This window comes from Polynucleobacter sp. SHI8 (assembly GCF_027944005.1).
Classification (GTDB): Bacteria; Pseudomonadota; Gammaproteobacteria; order Burkholderiales; family Burkholderiaceae; genus Polynucleobacter.
Map to the genome: position 1 here is coordinate 1,770,400 of NZ_AP027204.1, position 24,813 is coordinate 1,795,212.

The following is a 24,813-nucleotide window of genomic DNA, read 5'->3' on the forward strand; positions in this document are numbered from 1 at the left end:
AAAGCCAAGAATCGCTTGGCTTTTTCATTTTCTGGGAGGGTTTCACTTGATTTTGTTAGAATTTGGCTTTAATACTTAACTAGATTGAATCGAAATTATGAGTTTAAACAACGTTACTCCTGGCAAAAAAATCCCCGACCTTTTCAATGTCATCATCGAAATTCCGATGAATGCTGACCCAATAAAATACGAAGTTGATAAAGAGTCTGGTGCTATTTTTGTTGATCGCTTTTTGGGCACTGCGATGCACTACCCCTGCAACTACGGGTATGTTCCTCAAACCATTTCTGATGATGGTGACCCGGTAGACGTTTTAGTTATTACTCCTTTCCCTCTCATTCCTGGTGTTGTAGTTTCTTGTCGCGCAATCGGCATCTTCCTGATGGACGATGAAGCTGGTGGTGACGCAAAAATATTAGCGGTGCCTGAAGATAAAATTTTGCCGCTCTATTCCAATTGGAAAAAGCCCGAAGATTTAAGCCCAATGATTCTCAATCAAATCAAACATTTCTTTGAACACTATAAAGATTTGGAACCAGGCAAATGGGTCAAAGTAAAAGGCTGGGAAGGTCCTGAAGCTGCTCAACAAGAACTCCTGCAAGGTATTAAGCGCTATCAAACTGAATCTTCTTCTCAGTAATCTTCAATCGCTTTGAAATCTAATCCTCTCATTGTTGCTCTTGCACAAAGTAATTTTATACTCGGTGACCTTACAGGAAACTGCAATAAAATTATCGATGATGCAAGGGCTGCCTTTGAAAATGGTGCACGACTTTTAGTCACCCCTGAATTATCAATGACGGGCTACCCCCCTGAGGATTTACTCTTTCGGGATGCTTTTATTCAAGCGGTCAATGAACATGTCGAGCTTTTATGTAAAGAGCTCGCGCAATTTAAAGACATGTTCGTCATCGTCGGACACCCATCTAGAGCCGTAAATCAATCCCAAGTTTGCTTACATAACTGCGCCTCGGTAATCTCTAATGGGGTAGTTATCGCTAACTATGCCAAACAATTTTTACCCAACTCAGAAGTATTTGATGAGGTTCGTTATTTTTCTCCGGGTAATCAAACGTGTGTATTTGAAGCTCATGGCACTCAAATTGGCTTAATTATCTGCGAAGACATCTGGCATCAAGGTCCTGCCCAAGCAGCCAAAAGTGCGGGTGCAGAACTACTGATCATCCCCAATGCCTCTCCATTTCATATGGAAAAGACTTACTTACGTAAAGATATCTTAAAAAAACAGATTCTTGACATCAAGATACCTGCTATTTACGTAAATTTGGTTGGCGGTCAAGACGAATTGGTCTTCGATGGCGCCTCATTTGCCATGAATTCCGAGGGTAAACTTGTTGATGAAGCACCTCAATTTGTGGAGCAACTGAGGTTCTTAGAGTTCATCGACGGGGATATTCTTTCTGGCAACATCACCGCTGCAAAAAGTACGGAACAACAAGTCTATGATGCATTAGTCCTTGGGGTTAAAGATTATTTGGGTAAAAATGGTTTTCCTGGAGCAATTATTGGACTTTCTGGCGGCGTTGACTCTGCTCTGGTGCTTGCCATCGCTGTAGATGCTCTCGGTGCAGATCGGGTGCGTGCTGTCATGATGCCCTCCCGTTATACGGCAGATATTTCTTGGATCGATGCAAAGGATATGGCAGATCGATTAGGGGTGCAATATGATGAAATCCCTATTGCTCCAATGTTTGATGCCTTTGAATCATCACTCGCGAAAGACTTTGCTGGTCTTACTCCCAATGCTACGGAGGAAAATATTCAAGCCCGTATTCGTGGGACATTACTCATGGCATTGTCGAACAAGTCTGGCAGAATCGTCCTAACAACTGGTAATAAAAGCGAGATGGCAGTAGGTTACTGCACGCTATACGGTGATATGGCAGGTGGCTTTGCCGTGATTAAAGATGTGGTTAAAACATTGGTTTATCGCCTGTGCGATTATCGTAACTCTATTTCCCCCGTCATTCCAGAACGGATCATCACTCGCGCCCCCTCAGCGGAACTTCGCCCGGACCAGAAAGATCAAGATAGTCTGCCATCCTATGAAGTACTTGACGCTATTTTGGAAAACTACATGGAAAATGATGTCCCAATTGAAACCTTACTTACTTCTGGATTTTCGATGGCTGATGTGGATAAAGTAACCCGCTTAATCAAAATTAATGAATACAAACGCCGTCAATCACCTATTGGGGTTCGTATTACTCGCAGAGCTTTTGGTAGAGACTGGCGCTATCCAATTACCTCTAAGTTTCGCGCTTAAGAAATTGCATATTTTTGACATTCTCAGTTATTATGTTTTAAATAAAAAGGGACAATTATGAAACTCATTACCGCAATTATTAAACCGTTTAAACTCGATGAAGTCAGAGAAACTCTCTCCGAAATCGGGGTGACAGGCTTAACTGTTACTGAGGTCAAAGGATTTGGACGTCAAAAAGGCCATACTGAAATGTATCGTGGCGCTGAATATGTCGTTGATTTTTTACCTAAAATTAAAATTGAACTCGTCGTTTCTAGCGATGACCTTGAACGTGTCATAGATGCCATTATCAAGAGTGCCAAAACAGGCAAAATTGGTGACGGTAAGATATTTGTAACGCCCATCGAGCAAACGATACGTATTAGGACTGGCGAAACTAACAACGATGCGATTTGAAAACTTGGGTGCGTAACACCCCAGTTTTCTTAAAACAGTTTCATTAGGTATTTTTTCTGGCTGTAGTTTTTGATGCAGTAGTCTTTGATGCTGCGGTTCTAGCTGTAGACGCTTTCTTCGTAGTTGCAGCAGTTTTCTTTGCAAACTCATCTACTTGCTCTTCAGCGCTTTCAAGAGCATGATCGACCATCTTACGACCCTCTTTATATACCTTAGCACCAGCATCAGAAACGTCTTTAATTAACTTTGACAACTCAGCGCCACCTACTGGGATTTTTTGAGACGCTTGATCCAAGTAATCATGGAGTGCCGTACGAGCTTTATCTAAATATTTATCAGCTTCTTCTGCAGTCTCTTTATTAACTTGCTTCAAAATACCTTTGACTTTACTTTGATAGGCAACCATTCGAGCTAAGGACTCATCGGCTGCTTGCGTTTGAATTTCTTTTAATTTAGCTAGATCACTCTGAGCGGTTACCTTGGCCAAGTGCAATGCATGCTCCATGTTTGCTTTTAACTCTTCCGCATGATGCTCGCTCAATTGCTTTGCTGCATCCATTAATTTATGTGATATAGCAAATAACTCTTTGGCTTTATCCGTGCTCCAAGTATTGAAATCACTTTGACTCATCTTATTTCTCCTATGAACATATTCAAATGGGAACGACTAATACAATGGCAAAAACTAGTTCCCCCTATATTAACCCTCTATAGTGAGACAATACAATACAAATAAATATGTTACACGCCGATACCCCCTCCAAACGCCGCACAGGAATATTGCTTGGATCCCTAGTGACCATTGCTTTTTCTGTTTTAGATACAGCAGGTAAGTGGCTTGCAACACATATTCCATTAATTGAAATTGTTTGGCTAAGATTTGCAATAGCTGCTGTCATCGCCCTCATCGTCGTACTTCCCAAAACACCAATTCAAGAATTTAAGAATGAAAATCTTAAAATACAGTGTCTTCGAGCCATCATGATGATTTCGATGACGATGCTCAATTTTGCTGGTCTGAAATACCTTCAATTGGCACAAGCGAACGCCATATTGTTTTCTTCACCCATCATCATCGCCCTTATTAGTTCTATTTTTTTGAAGGAAAACCTGAGTATTAATATTTGGATAGCTATTTTAGGAGGGTTTTTTGGGGTATTAGTGATTATTGACCCCTTTGGAACTAGTTTTCATCCGGCCATGTTTTTTATTCTTGCACACGCGACTATTTATGCTCTTTTTAATCTTTTGACTCGTAAAATGGCGGCTAGTTCTAGTCCCGATGTCACGATTGTTTACTCCACCGTTTTACCAACGATCATTCTTCTTCCCTTAGTCATTCCGCAATGGCAAGCACCAACGGGGTGGCTAGATTATCTGGTGTTTTTCATTACAGGATTATTTGGCTTCTTAGGTCATTATCTATTAGCCATTGCCTATCGCTATGCTAAACCAACCACCATCTCACCCTTCTTTTATCAACAAATTTTGTATATGATTTTTCTAGGATGGTTGATTTTTGGGCAGATTCCTCAATTAAATGTACTTTTTGGCGCGGTCATTGTCGTAGCTTGTGGTTTATATTTATTATTTAAGGAAAACGGAAGGGATAAACATGAAGCCTCTCAATAAAGTTGCCCTTGTCACTGGTGCAGGAACCGGTATCGGCAAAGCATGCTCTCTTACTCTTCTAGAAAATGGCTATAACGTTGTCTTAGTAGGTCGTCGTCTGGAATTGCTCGAGGCAGTTATTTCTGAAAGTTCAGCGCCTAGTAGTCAAGGCTTAGGTTTCCAAGCGGATATCAGCGATGTTGGCCAAGTGGATCAATTGTTTGAAGAGGTGAAAAAAAGATTCGGTCGATTAGATGTACTTTTTAACAATGCTGGTCGTGGCACCCCAATGATGCCATTTGATGAGATTCCATTTGAGATGTGGCAAAAAACCGTGGGGGTCAATCTCACAGGAACTTTTTTGTGCGCACAACGTGCTTTTAAAATGATGCGTGAACAAAGCCCTCAAGGGGGCCGAATTATCAATAATGGCTCTATTTCTGCGCATGCGCCACGTCCCTTTTCCGCACCTTATACCAGTACCAAGCACGCCATTACAGGACTTACTAAGTCGATTGCCCTCGATGGTAGGCCGTTTCATATTGCATGTAGTCAAATCGATATTGGCAACGCTGCTACTGAAATGAGCGAGCCTATGGCAAAAGGGATTTTGCAGGCGAATGGTCAAATCCTCCCAGAAGACAGAATGCCCGTTCAGGAGGTTGCCAATGCCGTTTTACATATGAGTAATCTTCCTCTAGATAGCAATATCTTATTTATGACCATCATGGCAACTAATATGCCTCTGGTTGGAAGAGGCTAACACTTTACTGGAAAAGTAAATACCTTCATCTTTTTGGTGGATAATAGTAAAAATTGGTTAAAGATGTTTAAAAGGAATATTAAAAATGAATGAATGGCATACCGAATCAAAAGAAGCTATCAACAAAAAAGTTATTACATTAATCGTTATGTTAGCAGTAGCTACTTGCTTGGCAATCCTCTTCGCACTTTCAGCTGCGCATATTGGGTTTGTGTTGGGCTAAACGTTAAGGATGGTGACGTGACTGCCACCACCGAACTACTTTGCCTGATAAAAATAAGGCTAAAGGTCTATAAATAATAATTGAGATGACGGCTATTGGGTAAGCCACTGGCCAAAGTTCTAGCCATTTATTCATGGCGCCTGACGAAAAACCTATCAAATAAATACTGATACAAAAAGTCAGTGTCATTGACATGAAAAAACCCATAAAAGTCGCGAACATAACTGCTGCAAGGCTAAACATAAGAAATTCACCTGAATATTAAAGGATATCTTATTATCCTCTAATCAGTACAGTGCTGATGTAATAGATAAGCTTGCAATTGAATGCCCATAAAAGGTTCACGCTTCTTAGAAATTACTTCATGTAAATATTGACAATGTGTATGTAAGTCAATCAATTCAAGAGAAGGATCTGATTCACTTTCCAAGCGGTACTCCTGGGAGGTATAAGTCAGATGACCACCTTTAAAAAAATTCATTTCCGGCAATCTCAATAAAGAACTGGTCGGCTCACCTTCACTCCCCCTCATCAAGGCTACATTTGCGCGTTGAAGCTGAAAAAAATCTTCTAAAATTCTGGGATATTCGGGGTGCGTATAGTTGACAATCTGCCACGCATCTTCAAAACATGGATTCAATAACTTAGCGAGAATATGCCCCGAATTCCGCAAGCCAAGCTGATGTCTAATCTCGAGAAGTTGATGTAGGCCCGGATGGATTATTTTAAGCGGTACAAATATCGGCAATTGACTTTTCTCATAATCTGGCCATGCTTGTCGATCCTGCAAAATTGGCCAGTCCATGGCTTGAAAAACTTCATGGGTAGTTAGCCTTCCCACAAACTCCTCAACACCCTGAACAATAACAAAAAAACCTAATTGATGAAGCATGTATGCCAATAGCGGGGTTAAATTCATGTGCTTACGCGACCCGTTATACGAGGGTAAAACGATGGTTCTATTCGGCGTTGGCAGATAGTAAAGATCCGTTTTAATAGCGTCCATAAATCCAGCTAACTCTTGGGTGGTTTCTCCTTTGATCCGCATGGCGATACAAAATGCACCTAACTCAATCGGTAGAACCTCTTGATCTAATATTTTTTGAAAAACTACTTTTGCTTCTTCCCTAGAAAGATCAGACGATCCTTTTGCGCCTCGGCCAATTTGCTTGATCACTGAACTAATGCTCATGAAACAAGACCACTCGCTTCTTTAGACTCTTCTAAATAAGCGTGAATCATTCTTTTTATCTCAGGCTTACATGATCCACAATTACTGCCACATTGCGTTTTTTGTTGTAACTCTTCAAAACAAGGGTCTAATTGCTGATATACCGACTTTTTCACCACCTCGAGTATGGTTCGGGCTGACACGTTATAGCAATTACAAATAGGTGGGGTTGAAGCTTGAATCGGCATCGGTGGTTTTTTTGTTGGTGCAAGTATCATTCTACCTAAACTACTGGTATCGATATGCTGATCCATCATTGCACGAAGCCAGTCTAAACTCACCATTTGCTCTTTTGTGCCAGCTAAAAGAACTGCTTGTAATTGTGGTGAGGTTCTGATCATTCTTAAAACTCCAAGACGTTTATCTTGGTAACCCATGACATCAATCCTTGGCTGACTTAACTCAAAAATATTAGAAATTTTCTCGATGACAGAAAGAACATGTGCATCTTTAGTCACATAGGGGTTTTCAAAATGAGCGGCTTTAAATAAGATTCCAACGTCTTTTTGATCCTGCTCTCTGCCAAATAAACAAGCATAAGCGCTGCCAAATTCTTTATAGAGCATCTTCAGTTGATCAAAAGCAAGCCAAATTTTTTCTTGAGGAAATAAGCCAAAGGCAACTATTTGCCAAGGTAATTCAGCTTTAATGATCTTCACTGCGGCATATTTCAACTCTGGTTGCTCTGATACAGGATCAAACAATGGTGATGTCAGACCATTGACACCTTTACCGAATCTTTTGGAAAAATTTCCTGAAATAAACTCAGATCCCCAATGCATGGGGATAAATACTTGTGAAGGCGCTACGTCATCAGAGATTTTGATGGGGAAAGTTTCACTTCCTTGATGACTCGTGACATGAGCTAAATCGCCATCTTCAAGTTGTAGGCGATAGGCATCTTTTGCAGAAATATCCATAGATGGCTGCGGAACATGCGCAAATAAGGTTCCTACCAAGCCCGTTCTGCTCATACCATGCCACTGATCTCTTAACCTACCAGTATTCAGTGTGAATGGGTATCTCGCAGAAGTGGGCTTAGCGGTTTCAATAAATGGCGTCGCCATGAGCTGCGCTTTGCCTGATGCAGTCGGAAATTGACCATCCATGTACAGTCTCGATAATCCAATAGGTGCACCTGATGGCATTGGCCATTGTTGGGGTCCTTGGCGGTCGAGTATGTCATAAGTCAAACCCGTAATATCTAAATCTCTACCTTTCGTGGAGTCTCGATGTTCATTCCAAATATCTTCTACGGTTTGATAAGGGAAAAGTGTCTCAACACCCTCTAATCGTTGAGAGGGTAATTGCTTCTCTAAGAATTTCGCAACTCCTAAGGCAATCTCCCAATCATGCTTAGCATTGCCCATTGGAGGAATAGCAGGTCGGACTAGGGAAATTCTTCGCTCTGAATTAGTTACTGTTCCGATCTTTTCCGCCCAGGTGGTAGCGGGTAATAAAATGTCTGCATATTGACATGTCGCTGTATTTTTAAATGCTTCCTGAACCACGACAAATTCAGCATGTTGTAATGCTTCATGGACTTGATTTTGATCAGGCATCGACTGTGCTGGATTGGTACAAACAATCCAAATGGCTTTTAACTTCTTCGTATTTAATGCTTCAAACATGGGTACTGCAGTCAATCCCGGCTTTTCTGGAACTGTCTGTATTCCCCAAAATTTGGCTACCTCTGCACGGTCTTGAGGGCTCTTTAAATTCCGATGTGCAGAAAGTAAGTTGGCTAAGCCACCTACTTCTCTCCCACCCATCGCATTCGGCTGACCTGTTAATGAAAATGGTCCAGCGCCTACTTTACCAATTTGACCTGTGGCTAAATGTAAATTAATTAACGTGGCATTTTTAGCAGTTCCAGAAGATGATTGATTTAAACCCTGACAATATAGCGATACAGTCGCTGGTGACCTTGCAAACCATTCACTTGCCAAATACAAATCTTGTTCTGTAATCCCGCAAATTTGTGAAACTAATTTTGGGGTGTAATCTCGAACCAAATTTTTTAACTCTTCAAATCCTTCGGTAGACTTTGCAATATAGGCTTCATCTAACCACTTCTCCCACAACATCACATGCATCATGCCGTGATGTAAGGCTACATCAGTTCCTGGAGTAATCTGAAGGTGTAAATCCGCCTCCCTCCCAGTCACTGTTTTACGAGGATCAACAACGATGATCTTGATTTCAGGATCATTGGCCCTTGCTTGCTCAATCCGCCGATATAAAATCGGGTGAGCATATGCGGTATTAGAACCTGTGATAAAAATTACTTTGGCATGATCAAGATCTTCATAACAACAAGGTGGCGCATCCATACCCAATGTTTGTTTATAACCAGCCACAGCACTCGACATGCATAGCCTAGAATTAGTGTCTATATTGTTAGTGCCAATTAAGCCTTTTGCTAATTTATTGAAAATATAATAATCTTCAGTCAAAATTTGCCCAGACACATAAATTCCAACCGCATCTGGACCATGCTCAGTAATTACTTTTGCGAATCGGTTAGCAATCGTTCGATAAGCTTCTTCCCAAGTAATTTCAGATAAGGAGCTCTTTTCGCCAAGCTGACGATTGAGTCGCATGGTGGGCTGCAAAAGCCTTACTTGCTTTTGCAGGTGTGGTGCTGCTGTTAAATGTAAGGTTGACCCTTTACTGCATAATTGACCAAAATTAGCTGGATGTGTAGGATCTCCTCGCACACCAATAACTTCCTCAACTCCCTCATGATTCTTTTGAGTTTGAATCACTACGCCACAACCAACTCCACAATAGGGGCAAGTACTTTTAGTTTCACGCATAACTCATAATTTCGGCACGAACAAAGTACACCTTATCGTTTTCAATATGGGTGGTGAACGTTTTTACGCACCCTTGATCAGGTGCACAAGCCTGCCCATTTTCTAAATCGATGTTCCAAGCATGTAGGGGGCAAGTGACTACTTTGCCATGCACAATACCTTGTGATAATGGCCCTTTTTTGTGAGGACACTCATCTAGCACCGCAAAAATTTGCTCATCCTGAACTTTAAAAATAGCAATTGAGCCTGCTTGAGTTTGTACTACTCTCGCACCCAAATAAGGGACATCAGCCACAGGCACAATCTCAATGAACTCAGAATTAGAGGCACTTTTAGACATCTGAAACCTCCTTTGGCTGCAAGGGAATAAATTGGCGCAAATCAACGCCTGCTTTTGTAAAGTCTTTCCAAGGGTCCGGCGCATCCTTGAGATCAAATAACAAGCGATCATATAAAGCTTTACGATTTTCTGTATCATTCACAATCTGCTGTGTGATGTACTCTAAACCGACTCTAGACACATAATGTACTGTCCTGTCTAAATACCAAGCCTCCTCACGGTATAGCTGTAGAAACGCCCCGGCATATTCCATGACATCTGCATCTGTTGTCACCTTACATAAAAATTGTGCCACTTCTGTTTTGATTCCACCATTCCCAGCAATGTAAATTTCCCATCCTGACTCAACGCCAATCACACCTACATCCTTGATGCCGGCCTCGGCACAATTACGTGGACATCCAGAAACAGCAAGTTTGACTTTATGAGGCGCATACATACCGAACAACATACGCTCAAGATCAACCCCCATCCGCATAGAAGATTGTGTACCAAACCGACAATGCTCATCACCGACGCAGGTTTTAACGGTGCGGATTGATTTTCCATAGGCGTGCCCTGAGGGCATATCTAGTTCTTTCCATACAGCTGGTAAATCTTCTTTTTTAATACCAAGCAAATCAATTCTTTGACCTCCGGTCATTTTGACTGTTGGTACTTGGTATTTTTCCGCAACGTTAGCGATTCTTCTTAGTTCTGCTGGTGTGGTTAATCCACCAAACATCCTTGGCACTACGGAATAGGTTCCATCTTTTTGAATATTGGCATGCGCACGCTCATTAATAAACCGTGATTGAGGATCATCTTTGGCTTCATGTGGCCATGTGGAAATCAAGTAATAATTGACTGCAGGTCTGCAGGTTGCACACCCTGTAGGTGTTTTCCACTGCAAGAATTCTCGAACCTGCTCTTGAGAAATTAAATGCTCTTTCCGTATCGCAATGCGAACCTCATCATGCGACATATCAGTACATGAACAAACTGCTTTCTTTCTCGGGGTTGCGGAATAATCAGATCCCAAAACATTCATTAATATTTGCTCTACAAGACCAGTACATGATCCGCATGAACTGCTTGCCTTGGTACATTTTTTTACTTCATCTAGAGTAAACAAACCCTGATCTCTGACGGCTTTAACAATGGTACCTTTCGTGATGCCATTACAGCCACAAACTTCATCGGTATCCTTCATGCCGGCAGCTTTATCATGACCTTGGTGCCCAACATCACCGATATTTGTTTCACCAAACATTAATGTGTCACGAATTTGGGTAATATTTTTTTCATCACGCATGAGCTTAAAGTACCAGGTGCTATCAGCAGTATCCCCATACATGCATACACCAACGAGTCGCTCATCTTGAATCACTAACTTTTTATATACCCCACCAAACGGATCATTTAAGGTGATTTCTTCAACATCATCACCTCCCATAAAATTTCCGGCTGAGAATAAATCGATACCTGTTACCTTTAATTTTGTTGATGTAACAGAGCCTTGATAGGTCCCAATACCAATTTGTGCTAAATGACTCGCACATACTTTGGCTTGTTCAAATAATGGTGCTACCAATCCATAGGCGATACCTCGATGATTGGCACACTCCCCTACAGCGTATACTCGAGGATCAAATGTCTGCATCGTATCACTCACAACAATGCCTCGATTGCAGTGCAGTCCTGCTGACTGCGCTAAAGCCGTATTAGGCTTAATGCCAGCTGCCATCACTACTAAATCGGCAGAAATCTCCAAACCAGTTTTTAAACGTACTTTAGCAACACGATCTTGTTGTTGATTTGCAATTAATGCTTCGGTATGTGCACCTAATAAAAACTTTAGCCCTTTTTCTTCTAAAGACTGTTGAAGTAATGTCGCTGCGGTTTCATCTAATTGCCGCTCCATCAACCAAGGCGCCAAATGCACCACCGTGACACTCATTCCTCGAACAGCTAAACCATTTGCTGCTTCCAACCCTAGTAAGCCACCACCAATCACCACGGCATGTTTATACTGAGTTGCAGTAGCAATCATTTCATTGGTATCTTTTATATCGCGATACGAAATTACCCCTGGTAAATCATTTCCTGGAACTGGCAATATAAATGGTAAAGATCCTGTAGCAAATAGTAAGCGATCATAATCTTCTCGAGTGCCATCTGCCGCTACTACAAAACGCTCTTTACGATTAATCTGAGTGACTGTTTTTCCTAAATGTAAGCGAATATGATTTTGCTCGTACCAATCTAAATCATTCAGGATAATTTGATCTAATGTTTGCTCTCCAGACAACACCGGAGACAATAATATTCGGTTGTAATTAGGGTGTGGCTCCGCCCCAAATATACAAATATCATATAAGTCTGGGGCTATTTTGAGTAATTCTTCAATGGTACGCACACCAGCCATACCATTGCCAATCATCACTAACTTTAGTTTTTTCATACTTTTACTTTGAAACTATCGGCATATGCCTTAGGGTCTTGTCCATTCCATACTTTGCCGTCAAACAATTTGCTCGACCTCATATCAGATTTAGGAATTGGTACGTTTGCTGCAGTAGCAGCTTGTTTGTACAACTCAATATTGTTCACTTTCTTGGCAACTTCAAGATAGTTCGGGTGATCTTTGAGTAAGCCCCAACGCTTATGTTGCGTCAAAAACCACATTCCATCAGATAAATACGGGAAGTTAGCTTTACCTTCGTTGTAAAACTTCATAGCATTTGGATCATCCCAGGTTTTGCCAATCCCATTGGTATAACGGCCCATCATACGGTCCTGAATGATATTCATATCCGTATTAACAAATGATGGTGCAGATACCACAGTGGCAGTATCATGACGTGATTTTGCTGAGGAATCAATGAACTTTGATGCTTCTAAAATGGCACTTGTAACAGCCCTTGCGGTATTAGGGTACTTCTTTACAAAATCGGCAGTTGTACCTAAAACTTTTTCGGGATGGTCAGGCCAAATTTCTTGAGTAGTGATTGCAGTAAATCCAATACCATCAGCAATCGCTCTAGCGTTCCAAGGCTCACCGACACAATATCCATCCATATTGCCGCTACGCATGTTTGCGACCATTTGCGGAGGTGGCACAGTAATGACTTTAACTTCTTTAAAGGGATTAATTCCATAGTTACCCAACCAATAGTAGAGCCACATCGCATGTGTGCCAGTCGGAAAAGTTTGCGCAAAAGTAAACTCTCGTTTTTCTTTATCCATCACCTCTCTTAATTTACTTCCATCCGTAAGACCTTTTTGATAAAGCGCTTTCGATAAGGTAATGGCTTGTCCATTGTTATTTAAGGACATTAAGACAGACATATCTTTTTGTTGACCACCAATACCCATTTGTAATCCGTATACGAGACCATACAAAATGTGGGATAGATCATTTTCACCATTGATCAACTTATCTCGAATCGCTGCCCACGAAGCTTCTTTTGTTGGAATAATCTTAACTCCGTATTTTTTATCCAAACCTAGTTGGTTTGCCATAACAACAGATGAGCAATCAGTCAGGGCAATAAAACTGACTTTAACATCTGTTTTTTCAGGAGCATCTGAACCTGCCGCCCATGCTCCAGACTTAACCACAGGATCTATCATGCTGTAAATACCAACTGCACCGACAGATTTAATTAAGCTTCGCTTCGTGATTGATGTGGGACTTTTGATGGATGGTAGCTTTTTCATAGATTCTCTCCTTAATGAACTTATGTCTACATTAAGTAATTCCAAATACCTTTCATTTTTAAATTTCCCTCATTTGGTGCAATATTTTTTTACCAAAATTTTGACGCTCAAATTTGGTGCATATAAATTTGAAGGGTATTGTGATTGATGAAAAATGAACTCATGTTACTAAACAAATCCCTACTTTCTCAAACACAAGTTCTAGCGAACGGAGTGTATTTAATCGGTGCCGGGCCTGGCGCACACGATTTAATTACCGTTAAAGGCGCTCAAATTCTGGCGCAAGCTGATATCGTTTTTTATGATGCCTTGATTGACGAGAACATGTTGTCTTGGTGTCCACAAGCAAAACTAGTCCCCGTTGGAAAAAGGTGTGGCCAGTTTTCTAATTCGCAATTATTTATTAATCGTCAGCTAGTAAATGCTGCACAAAAACACTCTATTGTCGTCAGACTAAAGGGCGGTGATCCACTTATTTTTGGTCGCGCATCAGAAGAAATCGAAGCCTTAAGAAAAGCTGGAATTAATATTGAAATCATTCCTGGGATTACTACTGCATTAGCTGCATCGGCTGAGCTACAACAGTCGCCAACTTCAAGAAATATTAGTCGAACAGTTACCATCACCACACTGCCAACCAAACTGAATTACAAAGATCGAGAAACTCTTATTTACTACATGGGGCGTGGAGAATTAAAAACAATTGCCCAAGACCTTCTTCAAAGAGGGCATGATAAAAATACCCCCGTGTGCATTATGGAGTCCGTCAGCTTAAAGGACCAGCGTTCCTTTGGCACCACTCTTCAAGAGCTTGCTCAATTTGATGGTGAAACCTTATTTACAGATAAAAAGCCTGTGATTGCATTAATCGGTGAAGTATATCGAGATACATTGAGTCGGATTCAAAACTTACCTATTCATGAATTTGATGCATATAACCATGAGCGCATTGCTTGTTAAATTTTTCTTTTTCTATTGGAGTTTATGATGAACAAATTAAATCCTTTTGATCCTAACCAGCCTCTTTTTGCAGGATGTAGTTGTGGAAAACATCGCTCTCATGAAGAGCATTTTCAAGATGCTGAAAAAATGAGCCAAGATTTTATTGAGGCAAGTCTTGTCAAGGCATTATTCCCAGATGAGGTGAGACGCCGTGCATTTATTAAAGCAGTAGGAGTCGGTGGTGCCATGTCAGCTTTATCTGGATTTTTACCTGTTGATTCCTTACAAGCGATGGCTCAAGAAAAAGGTACTTTAGAGAAAAAAGATTTAAAAATTGGCTTTATCGCGATTACCTGTGCCACACCATTAATCATGGCCGATCCTTTGGGTTTTTACAAAAAACAAGGTCTCAATGTTAGTTTGAATAAAACGGCTGGTTGGGCGTTGATTCGCGACAAAATGCTTTCTAAAGAACATGATGCTTCACACTTTTTATCACCGATGCCTGTTTCGATGTCAATGGGTATAGGTTCTGACCCTACACAAATGCGTGTGGCAACGATCCAAAACACCAATGGACAGGCTATTACTCTTGCGAATAAACATAAGGATAAACGTGATCCTTCAACTTGGAAAGGTATGAAATTTGCTGTTCCATTTGAATACTCGATGCATAACTTCTTACTACGTTACTACGTATCTCAATTTGGTCTTGATCCTGACAAAGATATTCAAATTCGTGTAACACCCCCGCCAGAAATGGTTGCTAATTTACGTGCGGGCAATATCGATGGTTTCTTAGGGCCTGATCCATTTAATCAAAGAGCTGTTTATGATGAAATAGGATTTATTCACATTCTGACAAAAGAAATCTGGAATGGTCACCCATGCTGTGCATTTGGAACTTCTGAAGAGTTCATTAAACAAAATCCAAATACGTTTGCAGCACTCTATCGCGCCGTTTTAAATGCGGCAGCAATGGCGAGCGATCCGAAGAATCGTCCTTTAATCGCGAAAGTCATTTCTCCACAAAATTACTTGAATCAACCAGAAACTGTAGTGATGCAAGTATTGACTGGTAAATTTGCTGATGGACTGGGTAATGTGCAAAATGTGCCTGATCGTATCGATTTCAATCCAATTCCTTGGTACTCAATGGCCACTTGGATGCTTACCCAAATGCAGCGCTGGGGTTATGTCAAGGGTGATGTGAACTACAAAGCATTATCTGAAAAGATATTTTTATTAACGGATGCTAAAAAATATATGGCAGAAGTCCAAATGGAAATCCCTAGTCTTGCAAAAACCGGGTACAAAAAATTTAACATTATGGGTAAAGAGTTTGACGCAAATCAAGCAAGCGCATATCTGAATTCATTTCCAAAAAAATCTTAATGAAAGAAAGTAATTTATGAAGTCACTCTCAACGAAAACAAAAGGCACATTTTTGTCGATATTGATTTTTATCTTTTGTCTTTTTCTGTGGCATGTCGCCACGGTACCTAAGGCGTCTAAAACATCAGCGGCAGCAACTGCTTCAGCAGGTAACACATCTGAATACAATGATTTGATGGGTAAAGGTAGTTTAGATAGCGCACAAAAATCAGGCTTCCCAACACTGAGTCAAATGGGCACTACATTTTATGAGAAGTTATCACACCCTTTTTATGATAATGGCCCAAATGATAAGGGTATTGGTATCCAACTTTACTACTCACTGGGTCGTGTTGGTTTAGGATTTTTATTAGCCCTGCTTATCGCTTTACCATTGGGGTTTGTAATTGGTATGTCCCCTCTCATTTATCAAGCATTAAATCCTTTTATTCAAGTGTTAAAGCCGATATCCCCACTAGCTTGGATGCCCATCGCACTTTACACCATCAAGGATTCTTCTATTTCCGCAGTCTTTGTGATTTTCATTTGCTCCATCTGGCCCATGCTAATTAATACGGCCTTTGGTGTTGCCAATGTAAGGCGTGAATGGCTCAATGTGGCAAAAACTCTAGAGGTGAATCCTTTCAGAAAAGCTTTCTTTGTAATTTTGCCTGCTGCTGCTCCAACGATTCTAACGGGTATGCGCATCTCCATGGGGATCGCATGGTTAGTTATCGTTGCCGCTGAAATGCTAGTTGGTGGCACTGGTATTGGTTATTTTTTATGGAATGAATGGAACAACCTTTCTCTTTCTAGTGTTATTTTTGCCATTACCTTAATAGGTACTGTAGGCATGCTTCTCGATACTCTTTTCGGTCAACTTCAAAAAATGGTGTCCTATGCAGACTAATAAATCTTTTTTAAAAGTTCAGAATCTTTCAAAATCTTATAGCCTAAATGGCCCTCCAGTTTTCGAAGGGATTAACTTTGACATTCAAAAAGGTGAATTCATTTGCATCATTGGTCACTCGGGTTGTGGCAAGACCACCATCCTGAATGTTTTAGCTGGACTTGAAAAAGCAAGCTCTGGTTATGCCTTTATGCTTGAGCGTGAAATTAAAGGTCCTGGACTTGAGCGTGGTGTTGTGTTCCAAGGTCATGCTCTCATGCCCTGGATGTCCGTTCTTGAGAATGTTTGTTTTGCCGTTAAATCAAGATTCCCTGATTGGAGTAAGTCACAAATTGAAGATCAAGCAAACAAGTATCTAGCCTTGGTTGGCCTTCATGGCGCCAATAAGAAAAAACCATCTGAATTATCTGGCGGTATGAAACAACGCGTCGGTATCGCAAGGGCCTTTGCCATCGAACCACAAATGTTGTTACTAGATGAGCCTTTTGGTGCCTTAGATGCTTTGACTCGAGGTGTCATTCAAGATGAGTTACTAAAGATCTGTAAAGAAACCCAACAAACGGTGTTTATGATTACGCATGATGTTGATGAAGCTATCCTTTTATCCGATCGTATTATGTTGATGAGTAATGGGCCAAATGCCAAAATTGCTGAAATAGTTGTTAACACCTTGCCCAAAAATAGGCAAAGAGCGACTTTACATCACGAATCTAAGTATTACCCTGTCAGAAATCACCTAGTTGACTTTTTAGTCAATCGCTCCAAACAACTACAAGTTGAGGTCGCTTCAGGCAAGGTTCTAAATGATTTTGTACCTCTTGTTGTATATCCCGGATTGGAAGAATCCACTACATTTAATTAAAAGGAAAATTATGAATCGAGAATTAGTAACTGAAAAAATTGTAAGTACCAAAGTCAAAAAAGGCCTTAAGTGGGCCGATATTGCAGTAACTATTGGTGAATCTAAAGAGTGGGTGACTGCAGCTTGTTTAGGTCAGATGACTTTTACAAAGACTCAAGCTGAGGCTGCTGGAAAGCTGTTTGATTTAACAGATGAAGAAATGGCCTGGTTGCAAATTGTTCCCTATAAAGGATCTCTTCCTTCATCTGTACCAACTGATCCCTTGATTTATCGTTGGTATGAGATTGTGAATGTCTATGGCACAACCATCAAAGAACTAATACACGAGGAGTTTGGTGACGGCATTATGAGTGCAATCGATTTTTCAATGGATATTCAACGGGAAGCAGATCCTAAGGGCGATCGTGTCAATGTTGTTCTATCTGGTAAGTTTTTATCTTATAAGACGTATTGATTTCAAGCGAGGAATAATTTCTGACTTGTCTGTGTAGTTCACTAAAATAGGCTATTCTTAAAGTATTCTTATTTTTAGTGATTGCACAGACATGAAAATTAAACGCCCTGCTCTATCAAGAGGCTATGCCGATCACGGCTGGCTTAAATCCTTTCACAGTTTTTCTTTTGCCGATTATTATGATCCCAACTTCATGGGCTTTGGTCCTTTGCGTGTGATCAACGAAGACTGGATTGCCTCAGGCAAAGGTTTTGGTACCCATGGTCACAAAGATATGGAAATCATTACCTATGTTCTCGAGGGTGAACTGGCTCATAAAGATAATATGGGTAATGGTAAAGCTATTTTTCCTCATGAAGTGCAACGCATGAGTGCCGGTCGTGGGGTGATGCATAGTGAATACAATCATGCGGAAGGTCAAACTACTCATCTACTCCAGATTTGGATTCAACCAGACTCTCTAGGTGTTGACCCCAGTTACGAACAAACCTTGTTTTCGCCCGCAGAAAAAAGAGGTAAATTACGTTTAGTAGCTTCTGAAAATGGTGCTGAAAACTCTGTAAAAATTCATTCAGATACACGCTTATATGCGGCGTTAATCGATGGGGATGAAACGATTCAATATGCTTTAGCAAGTGACCGTTTGGCTTATCTGCATGTTGCTAAAGGTAGTGTCCATGTGAATGGTGAACAACTAGAAGCTGGCGATGCCATCATGCTTGCGCAAGAAAGTAGTGTTCAAATTGAGCAAGGTAAGGATGCCGAAGTTTTACTGTTCGACCTTCCCCCTGCAGCAAAACCACGCATGGTTGGTTCTCATTAATCTGATAGCTCTCCTATGCTAACGCCAGCATTATTTATTGGGCATGGTAGTCCAATGTATGCGATTGAGCCAAATCAATATACTCAATCTTGGTCGAAACTTGGGCAAAGTATTCCTCAACCCAGTGCTATTTTGATGTTATCAGCTCATTGGTATACAAGAGGTATTTGGTTAACCGCCATGCAAAACCCAAAAACGATTCATGACTTTAGTGGCTTCCCAGAAGAGTTATCAGCGATCCAATATCGTGCGCCAGGCTCTCCAGAACTTGCAGAACGAGTTAGGGGTTTGATTCTGCCTCATTTTGCAAATATCACACTGGAAGATGCTGAATGGGGCTTAGATCATGGCACATGGTCCATCTTAAAATATGTGTATCCCAAAGCAAACATTCCAGTCATTCAAATGAGTATCGACGCCACCCTAAAGAATGAAGATCATTGGAAGTTGGGACAACTGTTACGGCCGCTTCGTGAAGAAAATGTATTGATTATTAGTAGTGGTAACGTGGTTCATAATTTACGCTTACTATCGAGAAGCAATGCGTCACCACACCTATGGGCAACTCATTATGAAGAGTTCTTTAAACGTCACCTATTAACCAATGATCTTGAGCCATTGATTCATTGGAAAAATTCAAGTCCTTATGCCTCTCATGCAGTACCTACTCCAGAACATTATTTACCGGCAATTTATACTCTTGGTTTAAAACATGAGGATGAATCAGCTAGGGTGATCACTGAGGGTATAGAAATGTCGGCGATTAGCATGTTAAGCTTTGGCTTTGGATTACCCTCAACTCAGTAGAAGAAAGAAGCTATGGAATCTGATTTAATTTTTACTATTTTGACAGTTGCACCGCCATTGATTCTCGCCATTACACTGCATGAGGCTGCTCATGGTTATGCTGCTAAATATTTTGGTGATTACACAGCTTATTCTTTAGGGCGCGTGACTCTAAATCCTCTGAAACATGTCGACCCTATTGGGACTTTTTTAATACCTTTAGTATTAAAACTTTCTGGATCACCTTTTTTATTTGGATATGCAAAACCAGTTCCCGTCAATTTTTCCGCACTAAATCATCCCAAAAGAGACATGATTTGGGTGGCTTTAGCTGGCCCTGCATCCAACTTTATTCAAGCTTTTATTTGGACACTTATTTTTTCTGTTTTAAGAATATCGTTTGACTCACCATTTTTAATGGCGATGGCTAAAGCTGGTATTTATTGGAATGTGGTACTAGCTGTTTTTAACTTGTTTCCAATTCCACCACTGGATGGTGGCCGAATTTTAGTTGGCTTGCTTCCCTATCAACAAGCTCGCTTGGTAGCCAAGCTAGAACCCTATGGATTTTTTATTGTGATTGGTTTGACGATTGCTGGCATTTTGGGTGGATTATGGCTTGAGCCACTCATCAATCTATCTTTACAGTTTTTAAATCTATTTCTATTCAATTGATATCCTCCCATCCCTAAAGGACGGGAATTTCTTTCTAATTATTCAATTAAATTCTTTTTCACTTCTTCAACTCTGCGCTGTACATCGCCGATGTGTGCCAAGAGATCATAGACATCTTTGGTGTTGAATTGAGAAACTTTTAAAGCCATGGAACGCTCAAGTAAGTCTTGTAAAGCGTTATTTACCTTCGTCTTGTCATAACCACCCACGTTTACTTGATTTTCAATGGTGCGTAATTCTTTATAAATCATAGCGAATTTATATTTGATTCTATATTGCAAAATGGCCGGCAGGAAATTAAACAGTGGAATCAAAATAGCCGCTAACGGAATAGCAACCCGAAATAATCGATCAATCCAAACAGCAACCCAAAATGGCAAATAACGATGTAAAAATCCAGGTCCCTCGCGTAATACTTTTTGTGCATCCTCATTCGTATCAAAACTTAAGTGATTCGGGTTGGGGAAATCTTTTTCAGCATTCAGAATATCTGCCTGAGAAAGCATATCGATAGAAAGATCCATCACTAGAGAGGTTATCGCTGGGTGTAAATCTTTTCTAGAAACAAGTTCTGCTGTAGAAGACAGCATAATAATGTCTTTACTTGGAGAGTCGTTGTAAACATCTAAAGTCGCTCTTTTTACCTGTAGAACACTTAAACCTTTTATTCTTGGAGGATAGCCATAGGCTTTTGAAAATGACATGATTTTTAGTCGTGAATCAGCAAAAATCTTTTGCATAATCTGTGCACGATTATTGACAGAAATAAACATGGCATCAATTTCACCTGCTTGTAATTTCTCTAAAGACTGATCAGTATTCAATTCCGAAAAATTAGGCGCATTGGTTTTGATCTGATCTAGCTCAAATATCCGCTCTACTAACTTTCGGGTACCACTTCCGGCGACCCCTATGGATACTTTCTTGTTAACTAAATCCTCTAAGGTATCAGGTGTAGCTTTAAATGATTTTTCTCGATAAACAATCCAAAGTGGCTCATAAAACACTCCCGCTAAAGATTGTATTTCTGGATACTCTTTGGAAGTAGATGTTCCTGATTGTACAAAGGCAAGATCCACGTTACTCTTTGGGTCATTGAGTAATTCAAGATTCTCTATGGATCCTTTAGTGACTATAACTTCTACTTGAATGCCATTCTTCTCAAGTACTTCTTTGTATTCGTTCCCTAAGCGAAAATACTGGCCTGTTTTACCTCCGGTAGCAATCACGATTTTTTTCGGTGGCGCAGGGACAAAATAATGCAACGCCAAAGCCGTAATAACTAAAAATGAAAGAACAATAGCAGCAATCGATTTAGGACTGAACATATATTAGAAAGTTTACCAATGGTTAGGGGTTGCTTTTGACCAATAACTACCCAAACCATCAAAGTGCGTATTTAAATGAATCTCTGCATCACGCGTTAAAAGCTCTCCGTGTTCCAGCGATAACAAATTCTTACCTAATGGAACAGCAATCCCGCGCTCATTTCTTCGAACAATAGCATTGGCATCGAGTTCTGATGTATGTGAAAAACCTGCTGCTGTAAGCAACTCCCCCAAAGCGATAAGAGTGTTTTGATGAAAATGGAAAACTCTATGCGCTTTATCTTCAGGATCTAACGCCTGTTGACGCATGGCATCTTGTGTAGCAACTCCAGTTGGGCATAAGTCGGTATGGCAACTTCTTGCCTGTATACATCCAACAGCAAACATAAAACCTCTAGCAGAATTACACCAATCAGCGCCGATAGCGCATGCTCTTGCAATATCAAATGCTGAAATAATTTTGCCGGCAACACCAATTTTTACTTGATCACGCAGACCAGCGCCGATTAAGGTCATATGTACCAGGCGCAGTGCATCACGCATCGGTGTTCCCACGTGATCAACAAATTCAACTGGTGCGGCACCCGTACCACCTTCACTACCATCTATCACAATAAAATCAGGTACCACTTTGGTTTCAAGCATGGCTTTAATCATGGCAAACCACTCGTCAATCTTGCCAACGCATAATTTAAAACCAACGGGCTTGCCACCTGAAAGTTCTCGCAATTGCGTAATAAACTGCATTAACTCAAGTGGCGTCGAAAATGCAGAATGCCCTGCTGGCGAATTACAATCCACGCCCATTGGAATGCCGCGCGTTCTGGCAATCTCTGGGGTAATTTTGGCAGCAGGCAAAACGCCCCCATGGCCAGGCTTTGCGCCTTGAGAAATCTTTATCTCAATCATTTTAATTTGAGGTTCTAAGGCAACCTTGGCAAACTTCTCAGGATCAAAATTACCATCGGCTGTTCGGCAACCAAAGTAACCTGAACCAAGTTCCCAAATCAAATCACCATCATAGCGACGATGATAATCAGACACAGAACCTTCGCCAGTGTCATGTGCGAAGCCACCCATTTTGGCGCCTTTATTTAATGCCATGATGGCATTGGCCGATAAAGAACCAAAGCTCATCGCAGAAACATTAAAGATGGAAATCGAATATGGCTTCTTACAACTTGATCCACCCACAGTGACTCGCAATGACTCAGGCTTGATATGACCGACCGGGTTAATGGTATGCATTAACCATTCCATACCATTTTTATAGGTATCTTCAATCGTCCCCAAGGGTCGCTTATCCGATGCGCCTTTAGCACGTTGATAGACTAAAGCACGTTGATTTCTTGAAAATGGTAGTTTTTCAGTATCGGATTCAATGAGGTATTGTCGCAACTCTGGACGAAAGGTCTCGAATAAAAAACGTAAATGACCAGAAACTGGGTAGTTTCTCAAGATGGCATGCTTCTTTTGGGTTACGTCCTGAAAACCAATCACACTTAAAAAAGTGAAAGCCCCAAACCAAAGAAAAGTTACAAGACCGTTGTGACCACCTTGAATTTGTAAAGCCATGAGGATGGCGAAAAAAATACATAATCCCCATGGAATGTACCTTGAAAAACTACGCAGTGTTTTAAACATAAAAGGTACGAAGGATTAATTGCCTACGCTATCCTTAATACATTTTTTAATATGCGCTTCTTTTGCTGCACCGCTTGTTTTTTTACTAATGTCATCATTCTCACAAACTGCACGAGCGTCTTTCTCGCATTTCTTGACGAAACTATTTTTTGCTGCCCCATTTAATTTTTTGTCTGCTGCTTTCATTTCACAAGCATTTTGAGCGTATGCGACATTCACTGCAAAAAGAGCTACTATTGCAAATAAGGTGGTTTTCATATTAATCTCCATTCAATTTATTATTAACCATAACAAAGGTTTATGAACATTTGTTACATTTGATCGATTTAATGCTTCGATTCGAATAATAATATTACAGCCCCAACACCTAAGCAAGCAACGCCAACTAATGCCCCCCATCCCGAATACGCCAAACTGGACCAAAGTAACCAAGCCACGGTCAGAATAAAAATGATCGGCAACACTGGATAAAACGGCACGGGGCATGGAATCTCCTGGTCAGGGTTCTTTTTTCGGAGAATAAATAAAGAAATTCCAATCAGGAGAATGAAAAACCAAAATACTGGCGCAGTGAACTCTACGACCGACTCAAAACTCTCTCTCGCAAAGGATGCCCCAAAAACAAGGACTAAAGCAATGAGACATTGCAGGAAAATTGCTTTTCTAGGTGATCCTGACTCATCCCATTGCCCAATCCAAGAAAACAACTTCCAATCTTGACCTAAAGCAAAACTACTTCTCGAACCAAAAATGATGGTGGCATTGATGGAGTTTAAACAGGAAAAAACAACGATAGCACTAAATATAATTGCCGATTGATGTCCATAGGCCAAATCAAATAAGTCGCTAGCAAGGGCGTTGGATTGGCCCATTTTAGATGCCCCAAATGCTTGAATTAAGGATAAATTGACTAAGATATACAGCAAAGTCACAATCCCAATACCCAAGACAAGGGCTTTGAGAATACCTCGGCGCTGATCGACTGCTTCCGCGGATACATAAGCGGCTTCATTCCATCCGCCATAGGTTAATAAGACGAAAACAAGAGCTAAACTTGCTGCACCAAAGCTAGGCTGACTGGTGCTTGCCTGTATCTCTTGGGGAGTTGCACCTTGAACCAAGAATCCAGTCACAATGATACCAATCACCCCCAAGACTTCTAGTACGGTCAAAAAATTTTGCGCTGTTTTACCCTCTTTAATTCCGATGGCATTTAAAACACTCAAGACAATAATGACTAGCATGGCCCAAATGGTGGATGAATATGCTCCTAAAGGAACAATTTTCGTCATATAGTCACCTAGCGTAATGCCCAAAATGCCTAATGAGCCAGTCACAATCACAATCGATCTAGCCCATCCATACAGGAAAGCTAAGCGGCGCCCATAAGCTTTTTGTAAAAAATGGTATTCGCCACCGACATTCGGATAAGTGGTGGCTAATTCGGCATAGCACAACGCGCCAATAATCGAAATCAAACCACCTAATAACCAAGCTCCAATAATGAAATATTCATTATTAAGCTGTCCAGCAACCATTGATGGAACTCTAAAAATACCAGCTCCCAAAATGGTGCCAATAATGAGTGCGCCAATATCAAAAGTCGTTAAAGACCTTTTCGGGCTCGTAGTGTGGTTCATGTT

Annotated in this window: 25 protein-coding genes; 14 read left to right on the forward strand and 11 right to left on the reverse strand. The window is 40.8% G+C overall.

The window, feature by feature from the left end:
- The first annotated feature begins 97 nt into the window (after window positions 1–97).
- From ppa to QMN06_RS08900, 3 genes are read left to right on the forward strand one after another with little or no spacing between them, the layout of a single operon-like run.
- Window positions 98–640 (forward strand): inorganic diphosphatase, encoded by a 543-nt coding sequence (gene ppa, locus QMN06_RS08890; RefSeq protein WP_281969766.1) that lies wholly within the window; start codon window positions 98–100, stop codon window positions 638–640.
- Between the two features lie 12 nt (window positions 641–652).
- On the forward strand, window positions 653–2,287 hold the full coding sequence (locus tag QMN06_RS08895; RefSeq protein ID WP_281969767.1) for an NAD+ synthase: 1,635 nt from the start codon (window positions 653–655) through the stop codon (window positions 2,285–2,287).
- A 57-nt stretch (window positions 2,288–2,344) separates the two neighbouring features.
- Window positions 2,345–2,683 carry a P-II family nitrogen regulator gene (locus tag QMN06_RS08900; protein ID WP_281969768.1) on the forward strand — a complete coding sequence of 113 codons (339 nt, stop codon included), beginning with the start codon at window positions 2,345–2,347 and terminating at the stop codon, window positions 2,681–2,683.
- Window positions 2,684–2,726: 43 nt separating this feature from the next.
- Here QMN06_RS08900 and QMN06_RS08905 read toward each other — a convergent pair whose 3' ends face one another.
- A complete protein-coding gene (locus tag QMN06_RS08905) occupies window positions 2,727–3,314 on the reverse strand; it encodes a phasin family protein (protein WP_281969769.1) in 588 nt (195 codons plus the stop codon).
- 107 nt (window positions 3,315–3,421) lie between these two features.
- On the opposite strand from QMN06_RS08905, the gene QMN06_RS08910 reads away from it, so the two are divergent.
- From QMN06_RS08910 to QMN06_RS08920, 3 genes are all read left to right on the forward strand, one after another.
- A complete protein-coding gene (locus QMN06_RS08910) occupies window positions 3,422–4,315 on the forward strand; it encodes a DMT family transporter (protein ID WP_281969770.1) in 894 nt (297 codons plus the stop codon).
- Window positions 4,299–5,057 carry an SDR family oxidoreductase gene (locus QMN06_RS08915; protein WP_281969771.1) on the forward strand — a complete coding sequence of 253 codons (759 nt, stop codon included), beginning with the start codon at window positions 4,299–4,301 and terminating at the stop codon, window positions 5,055–5,057. The genes QMN06_RS08910 and QMN06_RS08915 overlap by 17 nt, the downstream gene beginning before the upstream one ends.
- Before the next feature lie 85 nt (window positions 5,058–5,142).
- Window positions 5,143–5,280, forward strand: coding sequence for a hypothetical protein (locus tag QMN06_RS08920; RefSeq protein ID WP_281969772.1), 138 nt, complete (start codon window positions 5,143–5,145; stop codon window positions 5,278–5,280).
- A gap of 3 nt (window positions 5,281–5,283) precedes the next feature.
- Here QMN06_RS08920 and QMN06_RS08925 read toward each other — a convergent pair whose 3' ends face one another.
- From QMN06_RS08925 to QMN06_RS08950, 6 genes are read right to left on the reverse strand one after another with little or no spacing between them, the layout of a single operon-like run.
- The gene (locus tag QMN06_RS08925; protein ID WP_348649137.1) at window positions 5,284–5,523 is read right to left on the reverse strand and encodes a DUF2798 domain-containing protein; all 240 of its coding nucleotides are present in this window, start codon (window positions 5,521–5,523) and stop codon (window positions 5,284–5,286) included.
- A gap of 40 nt (window positions 5,524–5,563) precedes the next feature.
- Complete coding sequence (gene ybiB / locus QMN06_RS08930) at window positions 5,564–6,472, reverse strand: DNA-binding protein YbiB (RefSeq protein WP_281969773.1); 909 nt, start codon at window positions 6,470–6,472, stop codon at window positions 5,564–5,566.
- The gene (locus tag QMN06_RS08935) at window positions 6,469–9,330 is read right to left on the reverse strand and encodes a nitrate reductase (RefSeq protein ID WP_281969774.1); all 2,862 of its coding nucleotides are present in this window, start codon (window positions 9,328–9,330) and stop codon (window positions 6,469–6,471) included. The genes ybiB and QMN06_RS08935 overlap by 4 nt, the downstream gene beginning before the upstream one ends.
- Complete coding sequence (nirD, locus tag QMN06_RS08940; RefSeq protein ID WP_281969775.1) at window positions 9,323–9,670, reverse strand: nitrite reductase small subunit NirD; 348 nt, start codon at window positions 9,668–9,670, stop codon at window positions 9,323–9,325. The genes QMN06_RS08935 and nirD overlap by 8 nt, the downstream gene beginning before the upstream one ends.
- Complete coding sequence (gene nirB, locus QMN06_RS08945) at window positions 9,663–12,113, reverse strand: nitrite reductase large subunit NirB (RefSeq protein WP_281969776.1); 2,451 nt, start codon at window positions 12,111–12,113, stop codon at window positions 9,663–9,665. Before nirB ends, nirD begins: the two co-directional genes overlap by 8 nt.
- Complete coding sequence (locus QMN06_RS08950; RefSeq protein WP_281969777.1) at window positions 12,110–13,372, reverse strand: CmpA/NrtA family ABC transporter substrate-binding protein; 1,263 nt, start codon at window positions 13,370–13,372, stop codon at window positions 12,110–12,112. Before QMN06_RS08950 ends, nirB begins: the two co-directional genes overlap by 4 nt.
- Before the next feature lie 147 nt (window positions 13,373–13,519).
- On the opposite strand from QMN06_RS08950, the gene cobA reads away from it, so the two are divergent.
- The 8 genes from cobA to QMN06_RS08990 all read left to right on the forward strand — a co-directional run bounded on the left by cobA (window position 13,520) and on the right by QMN06_RS08990 (window position 20,198).
- Complete coding sequence (cobA, locus tag QMN06_RS08955; protein ID WP_281969778.1) at window positions 13,520–14,332, forward strand: uroporphyrinogen-III C-methyltransferase; 813 nt, start codon at window positions 13,520–13,522, stop codon at window positions 14,330–14,332.
- 27 nt (window positions 14,333–14,359) lie between these two features.
- Window positions 14,360–15,709, forward strand: coding sequence for a CmpA/NrtA family ABC transporter substrate-binding protein (locus tag QMN06_RS08960; protein ID WP_281971760.1), 1,350 nt, complete (start codon window positions 14,360–14,362; stop codon window positions 15,707–15,709).
- A gap of 16 nt (window positions 15,710–15,725) precedes the next feature.
- Complete coding sequence (gene ntrB, locus QMN06_RS08965; protein WP_281969779.1) at window positions 15,726–16,598, forward strand: nitrate ABC transporter permease; 873 nt, start codon at window positions 15,726–15,728, stop codon at window positions 16,596–16,598.
- Window positions 16,588–17,460 (forward strand): ABC transporter ATP-binding protein, encoded by an 873-nt coding sequence (locus QMN06_RS08970; protein WP_281969780.1) that lies wholly within the window; start codon window positions 16,588–16,590, stop codon window positions 17,458–17,460. The genes ntrB and QMN06_RS08970 overlap by 11 nt, the downstream gene beginning before the upstream one ends.
- Before the next feature lie 10 nt (window positions 17,461–17,470).
- The gene (gene cynS, locus QMN06_RS08975; protein ID WP_281969781.1) at window positions 17,471–17,914 is read left to right on the forward strand and encodes a cyanase; all 444 of its coding nucleotides are present in this window, start codon (window positions 17,471–17,473) and stop codon (window positions 17,912–17,914) included.
- Between the two features lie 91 nt (window positions 17,915–18,005).
- A complete protein-coding gene (locus tag QMN06_RS08980; RefSeq protein ID WP_281969782.1) occupies window positions 18,006–18,737 on the forward strand; it encodes a pirin family protein in 732 nt (243 codons plus the stop codon).
- A 15-nt stretch (window positions 18,738–18,752) separates the two neighbouring features.
- Window positions 18,753–19,544 (forward strand): 4,5-DOPA dioxygenase extradiol, encoded by a 792-nt coding sequence (gene ygiD, locus QMN06_RS08985; RefSeq protein WP_281969783.1) that lies wholly within the window; start codon window positions 18,753–18,755, stop codon window positions 19,542–19,544.
- Window positions 19,545–19,556: 12 nt separating this feature from the next.
- A complete protein-coding gene (locus QMN06_RS08990; RefSeq protein ID WP_281969784.1) occupies window positions 19,557–20,198 on the forward strand; it encodes a site-2 protease family protein in 642 nt (213 codons plus the stop codon).
- A 38-nt stretch (window positions 20,199–20,236) separates the two neighbouring features.
- Here the strand turns inward: QMN06_RS08990 and QMN06_RS08995 are convergent, their stop codons facing one another.
- From QMN06_RS08995 to QMN06_RS09010, 4 genes are all read right to left on the reverse strand, one after another.
- On the reverse strand, window positions 20,237–21,526 hold the full coding sequence (locus tag QMN06_RS08995) for a TAXI family TRAP transporter solute-binding subunit (RefSeq protein WP_281969785.1): 1,290 nt from the start codon (window positions 21,524–21,526) through the stop codon (window positions 20,237–20,239).
- A 12-nt stretch (window positions 21,527–21,538) separates the two neighbouring features.
- Window positions 21,539–23,170, reverse strand: coding sequence for an FMN-binding glutamate synthase family protein (locus tag QMN06_RS09000; protein ID WP_281969786.1), 1,632 nt, complete (start codon window positions 23,168–23,170; stop codon window positions 21,539–21,541).
- A gap of 15 nt (window positions 23,171–23,185) precedes the next feature.
- A complete protein-coding gene (locus tag QMN06_RS09005) occupies window positions 23,186–23,428 on the reverse strand; it encodes a hypothetical protein (protein ID WP_281969787.1) in 243 nt (80 codons plus the stop codon).
- Window positions 23,429–23,496: 68 nt separating this feature from the next.
- On the reverse strand, window positions 23,497–24,810 hold the full coding sequence (locus QMN06_RS09010; protein ID WP_281969788.1) for an amino acid permease: 1,314 nt from the start codon (window positions 24,808–24,810) through the stop codon (window positions 23,497–23,499).
- Between the last annotated feature and the right edge of the window lie 3 nt (window positions 24,811–24,813).

Bases quoted from the DNA above. Each gene is read 5' to 3' on its own strand.
- QMN06_RS08905 (WP_281969769.1), bottom strand. From the start codon at position 3,314: ATGAGTCAAAGTGATTTCAATACTTGGAGCACGGATAAAGCCAAAGAG.
- QMN06_RS08935 (WP_281969774.1), bottom strand. From the start codon at position 9,330: ATGCGTGAAACTAAAAGTACTTGCCCCTATTGTGGAGTTGGTTGTGGC.
- QMN06_RS08900 (WP_281969768.1), top strand. From the start codon at position 2,345: ATGAAACTCATTACCGCAATTATTAAACCGTTTAAACTCGATGAAGTC.
- QMN06_RS08990 (WP_281969784.1), top strand. From the start codon at position 19,557: ATGGAATCTGATTTAATTTTTACTATTTTGACAGTTGCACCGCCATTG.
- QMN06_RS08960 (WP_281971760.1), top strand. From the start codon at position 14,360: ATGAACAAATTAAATCCTTTTGATCCTAACCAGCCTCTTTTTGCAGGA.
- QMN06_RS08925 (WP_348649137.1), bottom strand. From the start codon at position 5,523: ATGTTTAGCCTTGCAGCAGTTATGTTCGCGACTTTTATGGGTTTTTTC.
- ppa (WP_281969766.1), top strand. From the start codon at position 98: ATGAGTTTAAACAACGTTACTCCTGGCAAAAAAATCCCCGACCTTTTC.
- ygiD (WP_281969783.1), top strand. From the start codon at position 18,753: ATGCTAACGCCAGCATTATTTATTGGGCATGGTAGTCCAATGTATGCG.
- QMN06_RS08920 (WP_281969772.1), top strand. From the start codon at position 5,143: ATGAATGAATGGCATACCGAATCAAAAGAAGCTATCAACAAAAAAGTT.
- QMN06_RS08970 (WP_281969780.1), top strand. From the start codon at position 16,588: ATGCAGACTAATAAATCTTTTTTAAAAGTTCAGAATCTTTCAAAATCT.
- ybiB (WP_281969773.1), bottom strand. From the start codon at position 6,472: ATGAGCATTAGTTCAGTGATCAAGCAAATTGGCCGAGGCGCAAAAGGA.
- QMN06_RS08950 (WP_281969777.1), bottom strand. From the start codon at position 13,372: ATGAAAAAGCTACCATCCATCAAAAGTCCCACATCAATCACGAAGCGA.
- QMN06_RS08910 (WP_281969770.1), top strand. From the start codon at position 3,422: ATGTTACACGCCGATACCCCCTCCAAACGCCGCACAGGAATATTGCTT.
- QMN06_RS09000 (WP_281969786.1), bottom strand. From the start codon at position 23,170: ATGTTTAAAACACTGCGTAGTTTTTCAAGGTACATTCCATGGGGATTA.
- ntrB (WP_281969779.1), top strand. From the start codon at position 15,726: ATGAAGTCACTCTCAACGAAAACAAAAGGCACATTTTTGTCGATATTG.
- cynS (WP_281969781.1), top strand. From the start codon at position 17,471: ATGAATCGAGAATTAGTAACTGAAAAAATTGTAAGTACCAAAGTCAAA.
- QMN06_RS08995 (WP_281969785.1), bottom strand. From the start codon at position 21,526: ATGTTCAGTCCTAAATCGATTGCTGCTATTGTTCTTTCATTTTTAGTT.
- QMN06_RS08915 (WP_281969771.1), top strand. From the start codon at position 4,299: ATGAAGCCTCTCAATAAAGTTGCCCTTGTCACTGGTGCAGGAACCGGT.
- nirD (WP_281969775.1), bottom strand. From the start codon at position 9,670: ATGTCTAAAAGTGCCTCTAATTCTGAGTTCATTGAGATTGTGCCTGTG.
- QMN06_RS09010 (WP_281969788.1), bottom strand. From the start codon at position 24,810: ATGAACCACACTACGAGCCCGAAAAGGTCTTTAACGACTTTTGATATT.
- QMN06_RS08980 (WP_281969782.1), top strand. From the start codon at position 18,006: ATGAAAATTAAACGCCCTGCTCTATCAAGAGGCTATGCCGATCACGGC.
- cobA (WP_281969778.1), top strand. From the start codon at position 13,520: ATGAAAAATGAACTCATGTTACTAAACAAATCCCTACTTTCTCAAACA.
- QMN06_RS09005 (WP_281969787.1), bottom strand. From the start codon at position 23,428: ATGAAAACCACCTTATTTGCAATAGTAGCTCTTTTTGCAGTGAATGTC.
- nirB (WP_281969776.1), bottom strand. From the start codon at position 12,113: ATGAAAAAACTAAAGTTAGTGATGATTGGCAATGGTATGGCTGGTGTG.